At 70.7% G+C, this 16,521-nt stretch carries 13 protein-coding genes and 1 pseudogene; 3 read left to right on the top strand and 11 right to left on the bottom strand.

The window, feature by feature from the left end:
• Positions 1-32 precede the first annotated feature (32 nt).
• The 4 genes from RKD23_RS09690 to RKD23_RS09675 all read right to left on the bottom strand — a co-directional run bounded on the left by RKD23_RS09690 (position 33) and on the right by RKD23_RS09675 (position 4,791).
• A complete protein-coding gene (locus tag RKD23_RS09690; RefSeq protein WP_424853319.1) occupies positions 33-968 on the bottom strand; it encodes an ACP S-malonyltransferase in 936 nt (311 codons plus the stop codon).
• 232 nt (positions 969-1,200) lie between these two features.
• Positions 1,201-2,508 (bottom strand): pyridoxal phosphate-dependent aminotransferase, encoded by a 1,308-nt coding sequence (locus RKD23_RS09685; protein ID WP_424853318.1) that lies wholly within the window; start codon positions 2,506-2,508, stop codon positions 1,201-1,203.
• Positions 2,501-3,862: a KamA family radical SAM protein gene (locus RKD23_RS09680; protein WP_424853317.1), complete on the bottom strand. Its 1,362-nt coding sequence runs from the start codon at positions 3,860-3,862 to the stop codon at positions 2,501-2,503. Before RKD23_RS09680 ends, RKD23_RS09685 begins: the two co-directional genes overlap by 8 nt.
• Positions 3,863-3,882: 20 nt before the next feature.
• Entirely contained in the window at positions 3,883-4,791 is a 909-nt protein-coding gene (locus RKD23_RS09675) for a proline iminopeptidase-family hydrolase (RefSeq protein WP_424853316.1), read from the bottom strand.
• 247 nt (positions 4,792-5,038) lie between these two features.
• Between RKD23_RS09675 and RKD23_RS09670 the strand changes: the two genes are divergently transcribed.
• On the top strand, positions 5,039-6,313 hold the full coding sequence (locus RKD23_RS09670; protein ID WP_424858207.1) for a nucleotide disphospho-sugar-binding domain-containing protein: 1,275 nt from the start codon (positions 5,039-5,041) through the stop codon (positions 6,311-6,313).
• 71 nt (positions 6,314-6,384) lie between these two features.
• On the opposite strand, the gene RKD23_RS09665 is transcribed toward RKD23_RS09670, so the two are convergent.
• Positions 6,385-7,695, bottom strand: a complete 1,311-nt coding sequence (locus tag RKD23_RS09665) for an FtsX-like permease family protein (RefSeq protein WP_424853315.1) — start codon at positions 7,693-7,695, stop codon at positions 6,385-6,387.
• 4 nt (positions 7,696-7,699) lie between these two features.
• On the bottom strand, positions 7,700-8,482 hold the full coding sequence (locus RKD23_RS09660; RefSeq protein WP_404033223.1) for an ABC transporter ATP-binding protein: 783 nt from the start codon (positions 8,480-8,482) through the stop codon (positions 7,700-7,702).
• A 209-nt stretch (positions 8,483-8,691) separates the two neighbouring features.
• On the opposite strand from RKD23_RS09660, the gene RKD23_RS09655 reads away from it, so the two are divergent.
• Entirely contained in the window at positions 8,692-9,549 is an 858-nt protein-coding gene (locus RKD23_RS09655; RefSeq protein ID WP_424853314.1) for a kinase, read from the top strand.
• Between the two features lie 308 nt (positions 9,550-9,857).
• On the opposite strand, the pseudogene RKD23_RS09650 reads toward RKD23_RS09655, so the two are convergent.
• The 5 genes and pseudogenes from RKD23_RS09650 to RKD23_RS09630 form a co-directional block, all read right to left on the bottom strand.
• Positions 9,858-10,417 (bottom strand): annotated as a pseudogene (locus tag RKD23_RS09650) (nucleotidyl transferase AbiEii/AbiGii toxin family protein).
• The gene (locus RKD23_RS09645) at positions 10,414-10,806 is read right to left on the bottom strand and encodes a hypothetical protein (protein ID WP_424853313.1); all 393 of its coding nucleotides are present in this window, start codon (positions 10,804-10,806) and stop codon (positions 10,414-10,416) included. The pseudogene RKD23_RS09650 and the gene RKD23_RS09645 overlap by 4 nt, the downstream one beginning before the upstream one ends.
• A gap of 284 nt (positions 10,807-11,090) precedes the next feature.
• Positions 11,091-12,620 carry a helix-turn-helix domain-containing protein gene (locus RKD23_RS09640; RefSeq protein WP_424853312.1) on the bottom strand — a complete coding sequence of 510 codons (1,530 nt, stop codon included), beginning with the start codon at positions 12,618-12,620 and terminating at the stop codon, positions 11,091-11,093.
• 64 nt (positions 12,621-12,684) lie between these two features.
• Positions 12,685-12,882: a DUF4236 domain-containing protein gene (locus RKD23_RS09635; RefSeq protein WP_424853311.1), complete on the bottom strand. Its 198-nt coding sequence runs from the start codon at positions 12,880-12,882 to the stop codon at positions 12,685-12,687.
• 45 nt (positions 12,883-12,927) lie between these two features.
• On the bottom strand, positions 12,928-13,551 hold the full coding sequence (locus RKD23_RS09630) for a hypothetical protein (protein ID WP_424853310.1): 624 nt from the start codon (positions 13,549-13,551) through the stop codon (positions 12,928-12,930).
• A gap of 226 nt (positions 13,552-13,777) precedes the next feature.
• Here RKD23_RS09630 and acnA point away from each other — a divergent pair, with 226 nt between their 5' ends.
• Entirely contained in the window at positions 13,778-16,495 is a 2,718-nt protein-coding gene (gene acnA, locus RKD23_RS09625) for an aconitate hydratase AcnA (protein ID WP_424853309.1), read from the top strand.
• Positions 16,496-16,521 lie beyond the last annotated feature (26 nt).

The raw sequence follows: 16,521 nt of genomic DNA, 5'->3' as shown, positions 1-16,521 counted from the left end.
GCACCGACCGCGGCCCTCTCGTCGTACGCCCGTCAGGGAATGACCGCGCGCTGCCGCGGCCGCAGGGCCAGCCGCGGGTCGACGCCCGTCACCCGGAAGCTGCGGGTCGTCACCGGCACCCGCCCGAACAGCCGGTCGGGACCGGCCACATACAGGTCCCGTACGCCCACCCCGAGCAGCGCGTCCACCACCTCGGGCCAGCGCACGGCCCGCACGAACCCGTCCAGCAGCATCGTGCGCACCCCGTCGGCCGTCGTCCGCACCGAGCCGTCCTGGTCGGCCACCACCGGGATCACCGGGTCGGTGAAGGTCAGCGCGGGAAACAGCTCCGCCTCGACACGGTCGCGCAGCGGCCGGAACACCGAGGCGTGCATCGGCGGGTCCATCGTGTACAGCGGCAGTCCGCCGGCCGCCCGGATACGGCCCTCGAACCACTCCAGCCGCTCGGCGCGCAGCGACACCATCGCGAAGTCGTGGTCGACCTGGCAGGACAGCTCGTGCCACTCCCGCTGCGCCTCCAGCTCCGCCAGGATCTCCTTCAGCACCTCCTGCGGCAGCCGCGCGAAGGAGTGCGTGACGATCCCGGGCTGCTCCTCGGTGAAGTACCGGTGCTCATAGCGCGCGAGCTGCGCCGTCAGCCCCACGGCGTCCGAGAAGCCGAGCGCGCCCGCGTACACGGCCGCCGCCTTCCCGCCGAAGCTCGCCCCGACACAGTGCCCCGGGTCCGCGCCCAGCCGGGACTCCGCCCAGCGGGCCAGCGCCACACAGGCGACCAGGAACGCGACCTGGGCCTCCTCGGCGTAGTCGCCGGCACTGTCCCGCCAGCGCTCGAACAGCGGGTAGCCCAGCGTGTCGGACGCCTGCTCGACCAGCTCCCGGGCCACCGGGTCGATCAGCAGGAACTTGCCCACCGCGGGGAAGTCCTGCGGACCCATGCCCGGAAAGACGATCGCGGAGTCGGAATCCATGCCTGTGCCCCTTCAGAAGGCCATAGGTTGAGAAGGCCGTGAGTTCGGACGGCCGGGTGGTCGGACGACCGTGAGCTCGTACGGCCGGATGGTCGGAGGGCCGGGTGGTCGGCGGCCGGGGCGGCCGAGGGGCGTGTCGCAACCCCGCGAGGCGGCCCGTGCCGCCGACGCCCCTTCGCAGCAAGGCGGGTTGAGTGGGCCCTGCGGCCGAAGCCCCTGCCCGGCCCCGGCCTCACGGGGCCGTGAGCTGTGTGAAACCCCGCTCGATCGCGGCCAGCGCGTCCCGGACGTGCGGCAGGGCCAGCGGATCGGCCCCCCGCTCGGCCGCGTCCTGCGCCGCGCGCTGCTCCTCGCGCGTGCGGCCGTACAGCATGCTCGTCGCGGCGCGGAAGCGCAGCGCCCTCGGGTCGTCCCCGAAGTGCACGCCGGCCAGGACCGCGATGCCGTGCCGGTCCAGCAGGCGCTCCTGGAGCGACGCCCCGTCGGTGACGCCCAGTGCGGCCAGCTCGCCGCGCAGCGGCTCGAAGTCCGGGTAGACGTAGAACCCTCCGGTCGGCGGCCGGCACTCGGCGCCCGCCGCGGTCACGATCTCGTACACCGCCCGCGCGACGACCCCGTGCAGCCGGGCGTCCGCCCGCAGCCGCTCCCGGATCTCCGGCGGCTCGGAGAAGGCGTACTCGGCCACCGCCTGCATCGGCCCGGCCAGGGTCGACCAGATCTCGCTGGCGACCGACGCCACGTCGTCGCGCAGCCGCTCGCCCTCCGGCGTGGCCGGGAAGCGGGCCGCGCCGATGCGCCAGCCGCCCAGGGCCAGGCTCTTGCTGAGGCCGGTCACCACGATCGTGCGGTCCGGGCAGACCTCGGCGGGGCTCAGATACACCGCGTCCGGGTCGTGCAGGATGTCGCGGTAGATCTCGTCCGACACCAGGAGCAGGTCCTCCTCCTCGGCGACGGCACACAGCTCCCGCACCAGCGCCGGCGGCGCATAGGTGCCGGTCGGGTTGTCCGGCGAGGTCAGCACCACGATCCGCGGGTCCGCCCCGCGCCCGCGCGCCTCCTTCACCGCCTCGCGCAGCGAAGCCGGATCGGGCACACCGCCGCACTCGACGGGCACCGGAACGCTGATCGCCTCCTTGCCCGCGAGCCTGGCCTGCGGCTCGTACGTCACCCAGCAGGGGCCGGCCAGCAGCACATCGCCGGGCCGCACCAGTTGCAGCGCGAGCAGCAGGGCCTTGCTGCCGGGCGCGAGCAGCACCTGCCCGGCCTCGGTCGGCAGGTTCCGGCGCGCGAAGTAGCCCGCCACCGCCGCCCGTACGCCGTCGTCGCCCGGCACCGGCCCGTAGGCGTTGCGGTCCGCCCCGGACGCCAGCCGCTCCGCCAGCGGCGGGAACACCGGCAGCCGCGACTCCCCGAACCCGAGGTGCACGATTCTCTCCCCGGCGGCCTGCCGCCGCGCGACCATCTCGTCCAGCGCCAGATTCGGGGAGACCCTGCGCCCCGGCCCGGCGGCGGCCCCGCTGGAGTACCCACGCTCAGACACGGCCGGCCCCCGCTCGCTCGCCCGACAACCCGTCACGCGCCGGACCCGCGAACGCCGCCGCGATGTCCGCCGGCACGCTCTCGTCCAGCTCCAGCTGGTCCATCCAGGCCGCCGTCGGCGACCAGCGGGCCAGGAACGGCCGGCCCACCAGCTCAGGCCGCCGCGCCTGGAGCATCCGCAGCCGCAGGAACCGCCCGCGGGAGGTCTCCTCCACACCGTCCACGACGACCTTGCCCGGCGTCGCGGACATGACCGGCCCGCGCACCGTGCGCGCCAGACCCGGCAGCTTCTGGTACGCCGCCCGGAAGATGTCGTACGCCCTGACCAGCGGCACCTCGAAGTACTGCCGCGGCCCGGTGTCCCGCTCCACGAACATGTAGTACGGCACCGCGCCCGCGCCCAGCTCGCCCCGCCACAGGTCCGCCCAGGTGCGGGCGTCGTCGTTGACGTGCGCGATCAGCGGGGCCTGGCAGTACACCAGCGCACCCGTGGCCCGGATACGGGCCAGCGCGCGGCGCGCGAGCGCGGTCTCCAGCTCGCGCGGATGACTGAAGTGCGCCATCACGGCGAGGTTCCGGCCGGAGGCGACCACCTGCTCGAACAGCCGCAGTACGTCGTCGGCGTCCGGGTCGGTGACGAACCGCTGCGGCCAGTACGCCACCGACTTGGTGCCGATCCGCACGGTCCGCACCGTGTCCACGGCCAGCAGCGGCTCCAGATGCCCGCGCAGCCGCTCCGTCGTCATGATCATCGGGTCGCCGCCGGTGACCAGCACGTCCGACGCCGCCGGGTGCAGCTTCAGATACTCCACCAGCCGCTCCGGCCCGGGCGCCGCGAACCGCAGGTCGGCGTCGCCGATGAACTGCGCCCAGCGGAAGCAGTAGGTGCAGTACGAGTGACAGGTCTGGCCCTGCTGCGGGAAGTACAGCACCGTCTCGCGGTACTTGTGCTGCACCCCGGCCAGCTCCTCGCCGTCCACGCTCGGCACGTTCAGCTGCTTCTGGCCGGAAGGGTGCGGGTTGAGCCCCGCCCTGATCCGGGCCACCTCCGCCGCGACTTCGCGCCTGGGAACACCGCGCCGCGCCATGTCGATCAGCAGCGCCTCGTCCTCGGCGGCCAGCATGCCGCGCTGCGGGAAGACCAGTTGGTAGATCGGGTCGTCGGGAATGCGGTGCCAGTCGACGAGTTCCGAAAGGACGTATTCGTTGACCCGGAAGGGAAGCACCTGCGACACCGCCCGAACCGATGCGAGCGCGTCCGCGGGAATTCCGTAGCGTGCCGCCACGTCGTCGATCTGCTGAGGACCGATCGCCCGGAATCTGGGCGGGGCGGGATCCAGTACGGAAAGGGGCATCACGGATTGGGGTATGCGATTCACTCTCTGAGGCCTTTCAGGAACTCGACCAGCGTCGCCCGGAAACGCTCCGGTTCCTCGAAGTGGGGCATATGGCTGGAGTTCTCGAAGACTTCCCAGCGCACATCGGGAATCAGGTCCGCATAGGGCCGCACCGTGACCGGGGTGGCCTCGTCATGGGCTCCGGAGATCACCAGTGTCGGCACGGCGATGTCCGCCAGCCGGTCCTCGAGCGAGAAGTCCTTGAGCGTTCCGACGACATGGAACTCGCTGGGGCCGTTCATGGTGTGGTAGACGGTCGGATCGTTCGCCGTCTCCATGGTCGTCGCCAGATACTCCTTCGGCCACGGGTCCACCCGGCACACATGCCGGTCGTTGAACACGCGTACCGCCCGGGCGTATTCGGCGGTGTCGGTGGTGCCCGCCGCCTCGTGCCGGCGCAGTACGGCGTCCACCTCGGGCGGCAGCGCGGCGCGCAGCACCTCCATCTCCTGCCGCCACAGCACATAGGAGGCGGGGGAGTTGGCGACGACCAGGCCGCGCAGCCCGGCCGGCCGGTCCGCGGCGTGGCGGGCGGCCAGGACGCCGCCCCACGAGTGGCCGAACAGCACATAGTTGTCGGCGACACCGAGGTGCCGCAGCAGATTGTCGAGCTCCTCCAGGAACAGCTCGACGGTCCAGAACTCCGGCCCCTCGCCCGGCAGATGGGACGAGGCGCCGTTGCCGAGCTGGTCGTAGTGGACCACCGGCCAGCCGTCCTCGCCGAGCGCGGTCAGGCCGAGCAGATAGTCGTGCGTGGCACCGGGCCCGCCGTGCACGACCACCACGGTCGGCCGTCGCGCGTCCGGCGCCCCCGTCTCGCGGTACCACGTGCGGTACCCATGGAAGGGAATCCACCCCTTGGCTCTGGCGCGGGGAGCCACGGACATGCCCATCACCTCGCTTCCGGTCGCGTTCCTGTGTAGCCGCCGGGCGAGCGCGCACACCAGCCCCTAAGGGGTCGCACCCCCTAGCCTCGGCAGGGCGCCAAGTGCCTTGTGGAGTAGGCGAGTCGGGCCCCGGCCGCGCACTCGGACCGGACCCCTAACCTGCGCCGCGGGCCGCCTGAGCCCCCGCCCCGCGCGGTACAAAAGGGCATCACCTCGCCCCGGCCCCGTGGAGACTCCTGTGCGCGTGATGCTGATGTCGTTCCCGACCCGCACCCACATCTACAGCCTGGCCCCCGTCGGCTGGGCCCTGCGGGCCGCCGGCCATGAGGTGCGCTACGTCGGCCAGCGCAACCCCTCGGAGATCGACCCGTTCCTGCAGACCGGCCTCGACTGCCAGTGGGCGGGCGGCGACATGGACATCGCCCTGCACCGCAAGTACGCCGAGCCCGGCAACGGCACCGCCGACAGCTACTCGCCGCTGTCCGAGACCCGGCCCGAGAAGCTGACCGACGACTTCGTCGCCGACGTCTACCGCTCCACCACCGGCATGGTCCAGTACTTCAACCGCGACCGGCTGCTGTCGGAGACCCTGCGCTTCGCCCGCGACTGGCGGCCCGACCTGATCGTCTGGGACCCGCTGATGTACACCGCGCCGATGGTCGCCCAGGTCGTCGGCGCCGCCCACGTCCGCATGCTGTACGCCCAGGACCAGAACGCCCGGGTGCACTTCGAGTACGAGAAGCTCAAGGCGCGCCGCCCCGACGAGGACTGGCCCGACCCGCTGGCCGACTGGATGGGGGAGTGGGTGGGCCGGCACGGCGCCGACTTCCACGAGGACCTGCGCTTCGGCATGGCCACCATCGACCCCTCGCCGGCCTGTGTGCGCTTCCCGCTCGACGTGAACTACATCCCCGTACGCTTCGAACCGGTCAACAAGCCCCTCGCCGTGCCCGACTGGGTGTTCCAGGAGCCGGAGCGGCCACGCGTGATGCTCACCCTCGGCGTCTCCAACCGTCAGGTGCACGGCTACGAACAGGCCTCCGTCACCGACCTGCTGGGCGGCCTCGGCGACCTCGACATCGAGGTGATCGCCACGCTGTCCGAGGCCCAGCTCGCCGCGGTGGACCGGCTGCCCGGCAACGTACGCGCCGAGGCGTTCGTGCCGATGAACGAGGTGCTGTCGACGTGCTCCGCGATCGTCCACCAGGGCGGCGGCGCCACCATCGGCAACGCCGTCGTCAACGGCGTCCCGCAGCTCATCGTCCCCGGCACCACCTGGAGCGAGCGCTCCTCCGCGATCGCCCAGCAGGAGCGCGGCTACGGCCTGTTCGTCGACCTCGCCGACGCGACCGCCGAGCGGGTCCGGGACATGGTGGCGCGGCTGCTTCAGGAGCCGTCGTTCCGCCGCAACGCCGTCGAGGTCCAGCAGGAGATGCTGGCCACGCAGAGCCTCGCCGACATCGTCCCCGAGCTGGAGGCGCTGGCGGCCCGCACCCGCGGCGGCCTGGCCACGGCGGTCTGACGCCCACGAAAAATGGGGGTGGGGGGAAGGCGCACGGTCGCCTTCCCCCCACCCCTTTGTGCCGTGTTGGCTCATGCCCCGGTCGAGGCCGCCTCCACCGCGGGCACCCGCAGCACATGGCGGGCCGTCCCCAGCGTCGTGACCAGCGTGGACGCGACCGCGATCGCGGCGATCACGATCCACAGGGCGGGGCTCAGCTCGGGCACCAGATCCCCGGTGCGGGCCCGGCTGTAGGCGAGGATGCCGGTGACCGCCGCGCCCGTGCCCAGGACCACGCCCAGCACGGTCAGCGCCAGCCCCTCGGCGAACACCGTCACCAGCACCTGCCGCGGGGTCGCCCCGGCCAGCCGCAGCTGCCCGAACTCCCGGACCCTTTCGGACGTGGCCGCGTACAGGCCGTTGATGAGCATCACGCAGGCGAACACCACGATGATGCCGACGACCACCAGGTTGAGGGTCTCGATGTTCTTGTCGTCCACGGTCTGCGACACCCCGGCCGCCTTCATGGTGTCCGACGCGACCGTCTGGATGTACAGCGTGCCGGTCGCCATGCCGACGAACGACACCAGCGGCAGAAACACACCCGACTGCCGGTCCGCGCCCTGCCGCAGGGTCATCCCGGACAGCGTGCCGCGCGCCGGCGCGGTCAGGAACCGCAGCAGCGTCGGCGCCAGCATGCCGAGACCGACCGACAGCAGGATCGCGCCGTAGCCCGCCGGGGCCATCAGCAGCGGGTCGTCCGACTCCAGGGTGTCGGTCGCCGCCAGCAGTCCGACCGCGACGACCGCCAGCACCCCGGCGGTGATCAGCCGGCCCCGGGTACGGGGCTGCTCCGGCCGGCCGATCGCCGAGCGGGTGGCCCGTCGTACGGCCAGGAAGGCCCCGCCGACCGCGGCGACCAGGGTGGTGCCGAAGCCCATCGACAGGGCCATGGTCCCGAAGACGTAGTCCACGTCGGCCGCGACCTGGTCGGTGTCCTTGAACACGTCGAGCAGTGCACGTCCGCCGAACCAGGCAGGCACGACCGCGAGCGCGGCCCCGACCAGCGCCACCACTGCGGACTCGCCGATCACCATCCGCCGCACCTGGCCCGGCGTGGCACCGGCGGACCGCAGCAGCGCCAGCTCGGGCGCCCGCTGACGGACGTTGACGGTCATGGTCGAGGCGACGGAGAAGAACACGAGCAGGGTGCCGTAGCCGCCGACCACGTTCGCGGCGATCTCCAGCGAGGTGCCGCTGGTCTCGTCGACGCCCGGCCCGCTGCGGGTGTCGAACATCGAGGCGAAGGCCATCACGATGCCCGCGCCGAGGAACGCGGCGAGCAGCGTGGAGACCAGCCGGCCCGGCTGGAAGCGGACATTGCGCAGAGCCATCGCGAACATCTGCTCACACCTCCGAACGGCGGCCGTCGCCGGACTGCCGGTCACCGAGCTGCGTGAGACGCTCGGCCACGGCCTCCGGAGTCGGTACGTCCATCCGGCCCGCGAGGCGGCCGTCCGCGAGGAACAGCACCGTGTCCGCGTGCGACGCGGCGACCGGGTCGTGGGTGACCATCACCACGGTGTGCCCGTGCACGGCGACCATCTCGCGCAGCAGGAGCAGGATCTCGCGGGCGCTGCGCGTGTCCAGGGCACCGGTCGGCTCGTCCGCGAAGATCACCCGCGGCCGGGTGACCAGCGCACGCGCGATGGCCACACGCTGCCGCTGACCGCCGGAGAGCTGGTCGGGCCGGTGCTCGAGCCGGTCGCCCAGACCGACCCGGCCGAGCATCTCGCGCGCGGCCCGCTTGTCCACCCGGCGCCCCGCGAGCTTCAGCGGCAGCACGGTGTTCTGCATCACCGTCAGCGTGGGCAGCAGGTTGTACTGCTGGAACACGAACCCGATGCGCGAGCGCCGGAACTTCGTCAGCGCCGCCTCACTGCGGCCCATCATCGGCTCACCGTCCACGAACACGGTCCCGCGATCGGGCCGGTCCAGCCCCGCCGCGCACTGCAACAGCGTCGACTTGCCCGAACCGGAGGGGCCCATCACGGCCGTGAACTCCCCCGCCGGCAGGCTGAGGCTGACATCGTCCAGAGCGACGACCGCGCTGTCCCCGCTGCCGTAGACCTTGGTGACCCCGTCCAGGCGCAGCGCCTCGGCGGTGGCTTCCCGTACGTGTTTTGACATTCCAGATCCTCTGTCGTCGGCGCGGGACGGTTCCCCCACAACGACGAAGTTACGCACCGCACACGGCGTGCGCACTGGTTGTAGCACCCCGACTGGGGTGGTGCTGAGTGCACCCCTACGGGGCCGCATACTTCCGCTCTGTGGGCACAGAGGAGGTGAAGGGCATGGCAGGCCGTTCCGTTTGGCGTGTGGGTCGGGGGTGGGCCCCGGTGCATCACGGCGAGATCCTCCAGGGCGTCTTCCCCCACGAAGGCCGCCTGGTCCGGGGCCTGGTGACCTTGCCCTGCACCCTCCACACCACGAGAGCGACCTTCACCCCGGCAACGCACGAGCAACTGACGGTCTCCCCGCCCTGGAAGACCAAGGCCCTACGGGCGGCCCGCCTGACGATGGAGGCATGTGCCGGGCGGGCAGGCGGCCACCTGGAGCTGACGGGTGACGTACCCCCCGGCCGCGGCTTCGGCTCCTCGACGAGTGACGTCCTGGCGGCGACGCGGGCCGTACAGGACGCACTGCAGGGCGCTTTGACACCGGAGACCGTCGCCCGCATCGCGGTCCAGGCGGAATCGGCCTCCGACTCGCTCATGTTCCCGGACACGACAGTCCTCTTCGCCCAACGAGAGGGCGAGGTCCTGGAGAACTTCGGCCACACCCTCCCTCCCCTCCAGGTCCTGGGCTTCGGCTCCCGGCCGGACCTCGGGGGCCGGGGCGTCGACACCCTGACACTCCCACCCCCGGACTACACCCGCGCAGAGCTGGAAACCTTCACGGAACTCCGCTCCACGCTCCGCGAGGCGATCGACACCAAGGACCCTTCCCTCGTCGGCGAGGTCGCCACCGCCAGCACGCTCCTCAACCAACGCCACCTGCCGGTCCCGGACTTGGACGCCCTGCTGGCCGTCGCGGAGCGGACGGACGCGCTGGGGCTTCAGGTGGCGCACAGCGGGGATGTGGCGGGGCTGCTGTACAGGCCGGGAACGGACCTCGGCACGACGCGGGCGAGCGACCTGCTGCACGCGCTCGGGCTTCACGAACAGTGGGAGTTCACTACGTGGGAGTGCGGCTGAAGGCACCCGATTTTCGCCGCAGGGAAAGGTTCTGGCCTCTTTGTGCGGCCGCTCGGTCGGAATGGTGGAGTCCGTACCGGCTCACGGGGCGCCTCCGTTAGTGCCGTGACGTCCTGGGAACCGGGGGACGACGGGGCCGGCAGGGATGCAGCGCCTGCAGCATGGCGCGCAGGGCACGCTGACCTGTTCATGCTTTCCAGGCCGACACCATGGAGGCCGAGCGCGTGGGGACGCACGAGGGTGGGTTCCAGTTGATCAGCCACGCCAACCGGGGCAGCTTGACCTTCGACCGATCCCTTCGGATGTGATCAGTCGATGTCCGGATCATCGGCCTCCTCGATGAGACGGGCCGCGAGATCGTCGGCCCACTCCAAGGCCCAGGCACGGAGTGCGGTGATGGTGGCGTCGTCGAGCCCGTAGGCGGCGAAGGCCTCGTCGTCGGTCCACTCGGCGCGTGAGGTTCGCTTGCAGGTCTTCGCGCTCGAAGCGGCCGCGGGCGTGGCGGCGGCCGAACTCCTCGAGCTCGGCGTTGGTCCAGCGGCGGGAGGCTGCGTACACGTCGATCAGGTCGCGGGGCGCTCCACGGTCGGCGAGGGCGCGGACCTTGGTCCCGATCACGTCCTCCTCCGCGAGGACGGGCCCGTACGGGCTCTGGGCGACGGGCCGCCAGAAGACTTCTTTGAGGATGTCGACTTCGCAGTCCTGCCCGGTGGCCGGGTCGGTCACGGTGAAGCGTGCGGACAGCGGGGCGGTTCACGAGGCGGTGCGCCCGCACGGCGTATCCACCCGTGAGAACCAGGGGATACGGCGAGCCGAGCGCAATCACATCCGCCAGGAGCCGCGTGTGCAGCTCCGGCATGTCCGTCATGCGGCTGCCCGGGTGCGGGAGGCGAGCTCGGCGAAGGCGTCTTCCCACACGGTGCGCACGGTGCGGCCGACGAGTGTGCGCAGCACTGGCCACAGCTGGACGAGAAGATCCCGGTTGAGGTAGTGCGGCAGATCGTCGCGCAGGCCCTCGTGCAGGACGGTGCGGTACAAACCCATGCGCTGGCGAGGCTTGCTCATGTCGTACGAGGTCATCCCCGACCAGGCCATGTGCAGCGGCAGCTCCACGACCCCCTGGGTCGGGCCGTGCAACTCGTCCAACGATTCCGGCAGACGCCGCCGGAACTTCTCCCGGTACAGCGCCAGGTCCTCGGCGACCGGGCCCGGGGGGCCGCTCGGCGTGGGTGCCGGGTGCTGTGGGCTGGAGGACATGCCTCCATTATGGAGGCCGGGGGGCGGTAAGGGGCAGGATGCGCAGCTTGCGTCCCCACTGAGCGGATCCTGCCCTGGCTGCTTTTCCATGAATCGCTCAGGTCGGCGCCCTTCCGGTGACGCATCACGTGGAGTGCCAAGCAATCCGTTCCGCAGCCCCTGAGGACGACAGCCTCTGAGTCCCGGCTCAGAAGGCCCTGAGAAGTCCCATAGGTGAAGCCGAACCCCTCCTGGCTAGAATACGCGCGGGTCAGGAGGGGTAGCAGCCTTGTTCCTGAAGAACTTCAGATGTCCCGGAAGATCTCGATCTGCGCCCCGATCGAGTTCAGCCGCTCCGCGAGGTCCTCGTACCCCCGGTTGATGACGTACACATTGCGCAGTACGGAGGTCCCCTCCGCCGCCATCATCGCCAGCAGTACCACCACCGCGGGACGCAGCGCCGGCGGGCACATCATCTCGGCGGCGCGCCAGCGGGTGGGGCCCTCGACCAGGACGCGGTGGGGGTCGAGGAGTTGGAGGCGGCCGCCGAGGCGGTTGAGGTCCGTGAGGTAGATGGCGCGGTTGTCGTAGACCCAGTCGTGGATGAGGGTCTTGCCGGAGGCGACCGCCGCGATGGCCGCGAAGAACGGGACGTTGTCGATGTTCAGGCCGGGGAAGGGCATGGGGTGGATCTTGTCGATCGGCGCCTCCAGCTTGGAGGGGCGGACCGTGAGGTCGACCAGCCGGGTGCGGCCGTTGTCGGCGAAGTACTCGGGCGTGCGGTCGTGGTCGAGGCCCATCTCCTCCAGGACCGCCAGCTCGATCTCCAGGAACTCGATGGGGACCCGGCGGACCGTCAGCTCCGACTCCGTCACCACGGCGGCGGCCAGCAGGCTCATCGCCTCGACCGGGTCCTCGGAGGGGGAGTAGTCGACGTCGACGTCGATGGTCGGCACGCCGTGCACGGTCAGGGTGGTCGTGCCGATGCCCTCGACCTTGACGCCGAGCGCCTCCAGGAAGAAGCACAGGTCCTGGACCATGTAGTTGGAGGAGGCGTTGCGGATGACCGTCACGCCGTCGTGGCGGGCCGCCGCAAGCAGCGCGTTCTCGGTCACGGTGTCGCCGCGCTCGGTCAGGACGATCGGGCGGTCCGGGCGGACGGCCCGGTCCACCACCGCGTGGTAGTGGCCCTCCGTCGCCGCCACGTCCAGGCCGAACCGGCGCAGCGCGATCATGTGCGGCTCGATGGTGCGGGTGCCGAGGTCGCAGCCGCCGGCGTAGGGCAGCTTGAAGCGGTCCATGCGGTGCAGCAGCGGGCCGAGGAACATGATGATGGACCGGGTGCGGACGGCCGCCTCCGCGTCGATCGCGTCCATGTCCAGGCCGGCCGGCGGCACGATCTCCAGGTCGACACCGTCGTTGATCCAGCGGGTGCGCACGCCGATGGAGTTGAGCACCTCCAGCAGGCGGTACACCTCCTCGATGCGGGCGACCCTGCGCAGCACGGTGCGGCCCTTGTTGAGCAGCGAGGCGCACAGCAGGGCGACGCAGGCGTTCTTGCTGGTCTTGACGTCGATGGCGCCGGACAGCTGACGTCCGCCGACCACCCTCAGGTGCATCGGGCCGGCGTAGCCCAGAGAGACGATTTCACTGTCGAGGGCTTCACCGATACGAGCGATCATCTCAAGGCTGATGTTCTGGTTGCCGCGCTCGATGCGGTTGACGGCGCTCTGGCTGGTTCCGAGCGCCTCGGCGAGCTGCGTCTGCGTCCAGCCCCGGTGCTGCCGGGCGTCACGGATGAGCCTGCCGATGCGTACGAGGTAGTCGTCTGCCATGAGGTTGAGGCTATCTCAGATATGAGATGACGCCCGCCGGGGGGTCCGTGCGGGTGACACCTCGTCAATGACGCCTGGCGGAGCGGGTGCGCCGCCAGCCGAAAGGTCCGGGCAAATCCACCGATGTCGTACGACGTCCGGTGCTGCTGTGCGTGTGACGCGGGCCGTGTCGGCCGCCCGTGGTGATGGACCACGAGTGGCGGTTGATGTTCAGCCGCACGCCGGGAAGTATCCGGAAACTCTTACGGAACGTCAGGGGCACGTCCGCCTCCCGTTCAGGGTCGTCGTGACGTCTGTGCCTCTTCGACTACCCCCACTTGCCGTATTGATGGCCGAAGAGCACCGGCTGCTCGAACGTGACCGACATCACCGGTTCGGCCGAGTGCACCGGCACGGCCGGTCCGACGGTGTACCGGTGGCGTGTCACGTCCTCGCCCTCCGGGCGCACTTCCAGCACCCCCGGCTCCGGGCAGCGCCAGGTCAGGAGCCCCACGTCCTCCGCGAAGGCGTTGGACACGCTGCCCCAGCCCGTGCCGTCGGCCCGGAGTTCGAGGTCGGAGCACTCCATCACGCCGTAGTCGAAGGCGTCGGTGCTCCAGTGCCCGATCAGCGCCTCGTCCAGCCCGATGCGCGGGTCCGCGGCGTCCCGCTCGGCGATCGCGGCCCGTGCCGCGACCTCGGCGCCGCCGAGGTGGACGACCCGGTCGCCGTGCATGATGACGCCGACTCCGCGCTCCGGATCACGGCGGCAGTCGAAGGCGATGCCGGTGTAGGGGACCCCGTCCCTGGCGGCGGGGTGGTCGTACACCGCTCTGACGGTGGCCAGCCGCTCCGGGGGCTCCTTCTCCTGCGGGTCGAGCAGTGCGTAGTGCGCGCGCAGCGAGGGCCACAGGCCCCTGGGCAGAGGGTGTGTGCCGTCGGTGAGGTCCATGGATGTGGAGCACACCACAGGGCGCGGACGCACACCACGCCGGGGCAGGGCATGACCATCCCGCCCCCATGTACTAGAGTTATCTCGACATCGAGATATCTGCCGAGGCGCACCGCAGCCGCCGGACGAGTAAGGGTTACCTAACTTAGCCTTACCTTAGCCGATCGGCCAAGCCGGCGTGGCGGCAGGATGCGGTGGTACGCGCACATCAATGAAGGAGACTGTCGTGTCGGCGAACAGCTTCGACGCCCGCAGCACGCTGCAGGTGGGCGACGACTCGTACGAGATCTTCCGGCTGGACAAGGTCGAGGGCTCCGCGCGCCTTCCCTACAGCCTGAAGGTCCTGCTGGAGAACCTCCTCCGCACCGAGGACGGCGCGAACATCACCGCCGACCACATCCGTGCCCTCGGCAACTGGGACTCGCAGGCCCAGCCGTCGCAGGAGATCCAGTTCACGCCGGCCCGCGTGATCATGCAGGACTTCACCGGCGTGCCCTGCGTGGTGGACCTCGCCACCATGCGTGAGGCCGTGAAGACGCTCGGCGGCGACCCGGCGAAGATCAACCCGCTGGCCCCGGCCGAGCTGGTCATCGACCACTCCGTCATCGCCGACAAGTTCGGCACCGCGGACGCCTTCGGCCAGAACGTCGAGCTGGAGTACGGCCGCAACAAGGAGCGCTACCAGTTCCTGCGCTGGGGCCAGACCGCCTTCGACGAGTTCAAGGTCGTCCCCCCGGGCACGGGCATCGTCCACCAGGTGAACATCGAGCACCTGGCCCGCACGGTCATGGTCCGCGGCGGCCAGGCCTACCCCGACACCCTCGTCGGCACCGACTCGCACACCACCATGGTCAACGGCCTCGGTGTGCTGGGCTGGGGCGTCGGCGGCATCGAGGCCGAGGCCGCCATGCTCGGCCAGCCGGTCTCCATGCTCATCCCGCGCGTCGTCGGCTTCAAGCTCACCGGCGAGCTGCCCACCGGCACCACCGCCACCGACCTGGTCCTCACGATCACCGAGATGCTGCGCAAGCACGGCGTCGTCGGCAAGTTCGTCGAGTTCTACGGCGAGGGCGTCGCCGCCACCTCCCTGGCCAACCGCGCCACCATCGGCAACATGTCGCCGGAGTTCGGCTCCACCGCCGCGATCTTCCCGATCGACGACGAGACCCTGAACTACCTGCGCCTGACCGGCCGCCCCGCGAAGCAGGTCGCGCTCGTCGAGGCGTACGCCAAGGAGCAGGGCCTCTGGCTGGACCCGAAGGCCGAGCCGGACTTCTCCGAGAAGCTCGAGCTGGACCTCTCCACGGTCGTCCCCTCCATCGCCGGCCCCAAGCGCCCGCAGGACCGCATCGTCCTCGCGAACGCCGCCGAGCAGTTCAAGCAGGACGTCCGCAACTACGTCGACACCGTGGACGAGGCGGGTCAGGAGTCCTTCCCGGCCTCCGACGCCCCGGCCGTCGCCCCGAACGGCGCCCCGTCCAACCCGGTCACCGTGACGGCCCCCGACGGCTCGACGTACGAGATCGACCACGGTGCGGTGACGGTCGCGGCCATCACCTCCTGCACCAACACCTCCAACCCGTACGTCATGGTCGCCGCCGCGCTCGTCGCGAAGAAGGCCGTGGAGAAGGGCCTGACCCGCAAGCCGTGGGTCAAGACGACCCTCGCCCCGGGTTCGAAGGTCGTCACCGACTACTTCGACAAGGCCGGTCTGACCCCGTACCTCGACAAGGTCGGCTTCAACCTCGTCGGCTACGGCTGCACCACCTGCATCGGCAACTCCGGCCCGCTGCCGGAGGAGGTCTCCAAGGCCGTCAACGACCACGACCTGGCCGTGACCTCGGTCCTCTCCGGCAACCGGAACTTCGAGGGCCGCATCAACCCCGACGTCAAGATGAACTACCTGGCGTCCCCGCCGCTGGTCGTCGCGTACGCCATCGCCGGCTCCATGAAGGTGGACATCACCAAGGACGCCCTGGGCATCGACCAGGACGGCAACCCGGTCTACCTCAAGGACATCTGGCCCTCCGAGGCCGAGGTCAACGACGTCGTGGCGAACGCCATCGGCGAGGACATGTTCAACAAGTCCTACTCCGACGTCTTCGCCGGCGACGCCCAGTGGCAGGCGCTGCCGATCCCGACCGGCAACACCTTCGAGTGGGACCCGGAGTCGACGTACGTCCGCAAGCCCCCCTACTTCGAGGGCATGACGATGGAGACCACCCCGGTCTCCGACATCACGGGCGCCCGCGTCCTGGCCAAGCTCGGCGACTCGGTGACGACGGACCACATCTCGCCCGCCGGTGCCATCAAGGCCGACACCCCGGCCGGCAAGTACCTCACGGAGCACGGCGTCGAGCGCCGCGACTTCAACAGCTACGGCTCGCGCCGCGGCAACCACGAGGTCATGATCCGCGGTACGTTCGCCAACATCCGCCTGCGCAACCAGATCGCGCCGGGCACCGAGGGCGGCTACACCCGCGACTTCACGCAGGACGGCGGGCCGGTCTCCTTCATCTACGACGCCTCGCAGAACTACCAGGCCGCCGGCATCCCGCTGGTCGTCCTGGCCGGCAAGGAGTACGGCTCCGGCTCGTCCCGCGACTGGGCCGCCAAGGGCACCGCGCTCCTCGGCGTCAAGGCCGTCATCGCCGAGTCCTACGAGCGCATCCACCGCTCCAACCTCATCGGCATGGGCGTCCTCCCCCTCCAGTTCCCCGAGGGCGCTTCGGCGGCCTCCCTCGGCCTGACCGGCGAGGAGACCTTCTCCTTCACCGGCGTCGAGGAGCTCAACGAGGGCCGTACGCCCCGCACGGTGAAGGTCACCACCGACACCGGCGTCGAGTTCGACGCGGTCGTCCGCATCGACACCCCCGGCGAGGCGGACTACTACCGCAACGGCGGCATCATGCAGTACGTGCTGCGCAGCCTGATCCGCAAGTAAGCGGTCCGGCAGGGCACTTGAGGGCC

The sequence above is a fragment of the Streptomyces sp. SAI-170 genome (assembly GCF_049739565.1).
In the GTDB taxonomy this organism is placed as follows: domain Bacteria; phylum Actinomycetota; class Actinomycetes; order Streptomycetales; family Streptomycetaceae; genus Streptomyces.
This window is presented reverse-complemented; position numbering and strand designations above follow the sequence as displayed.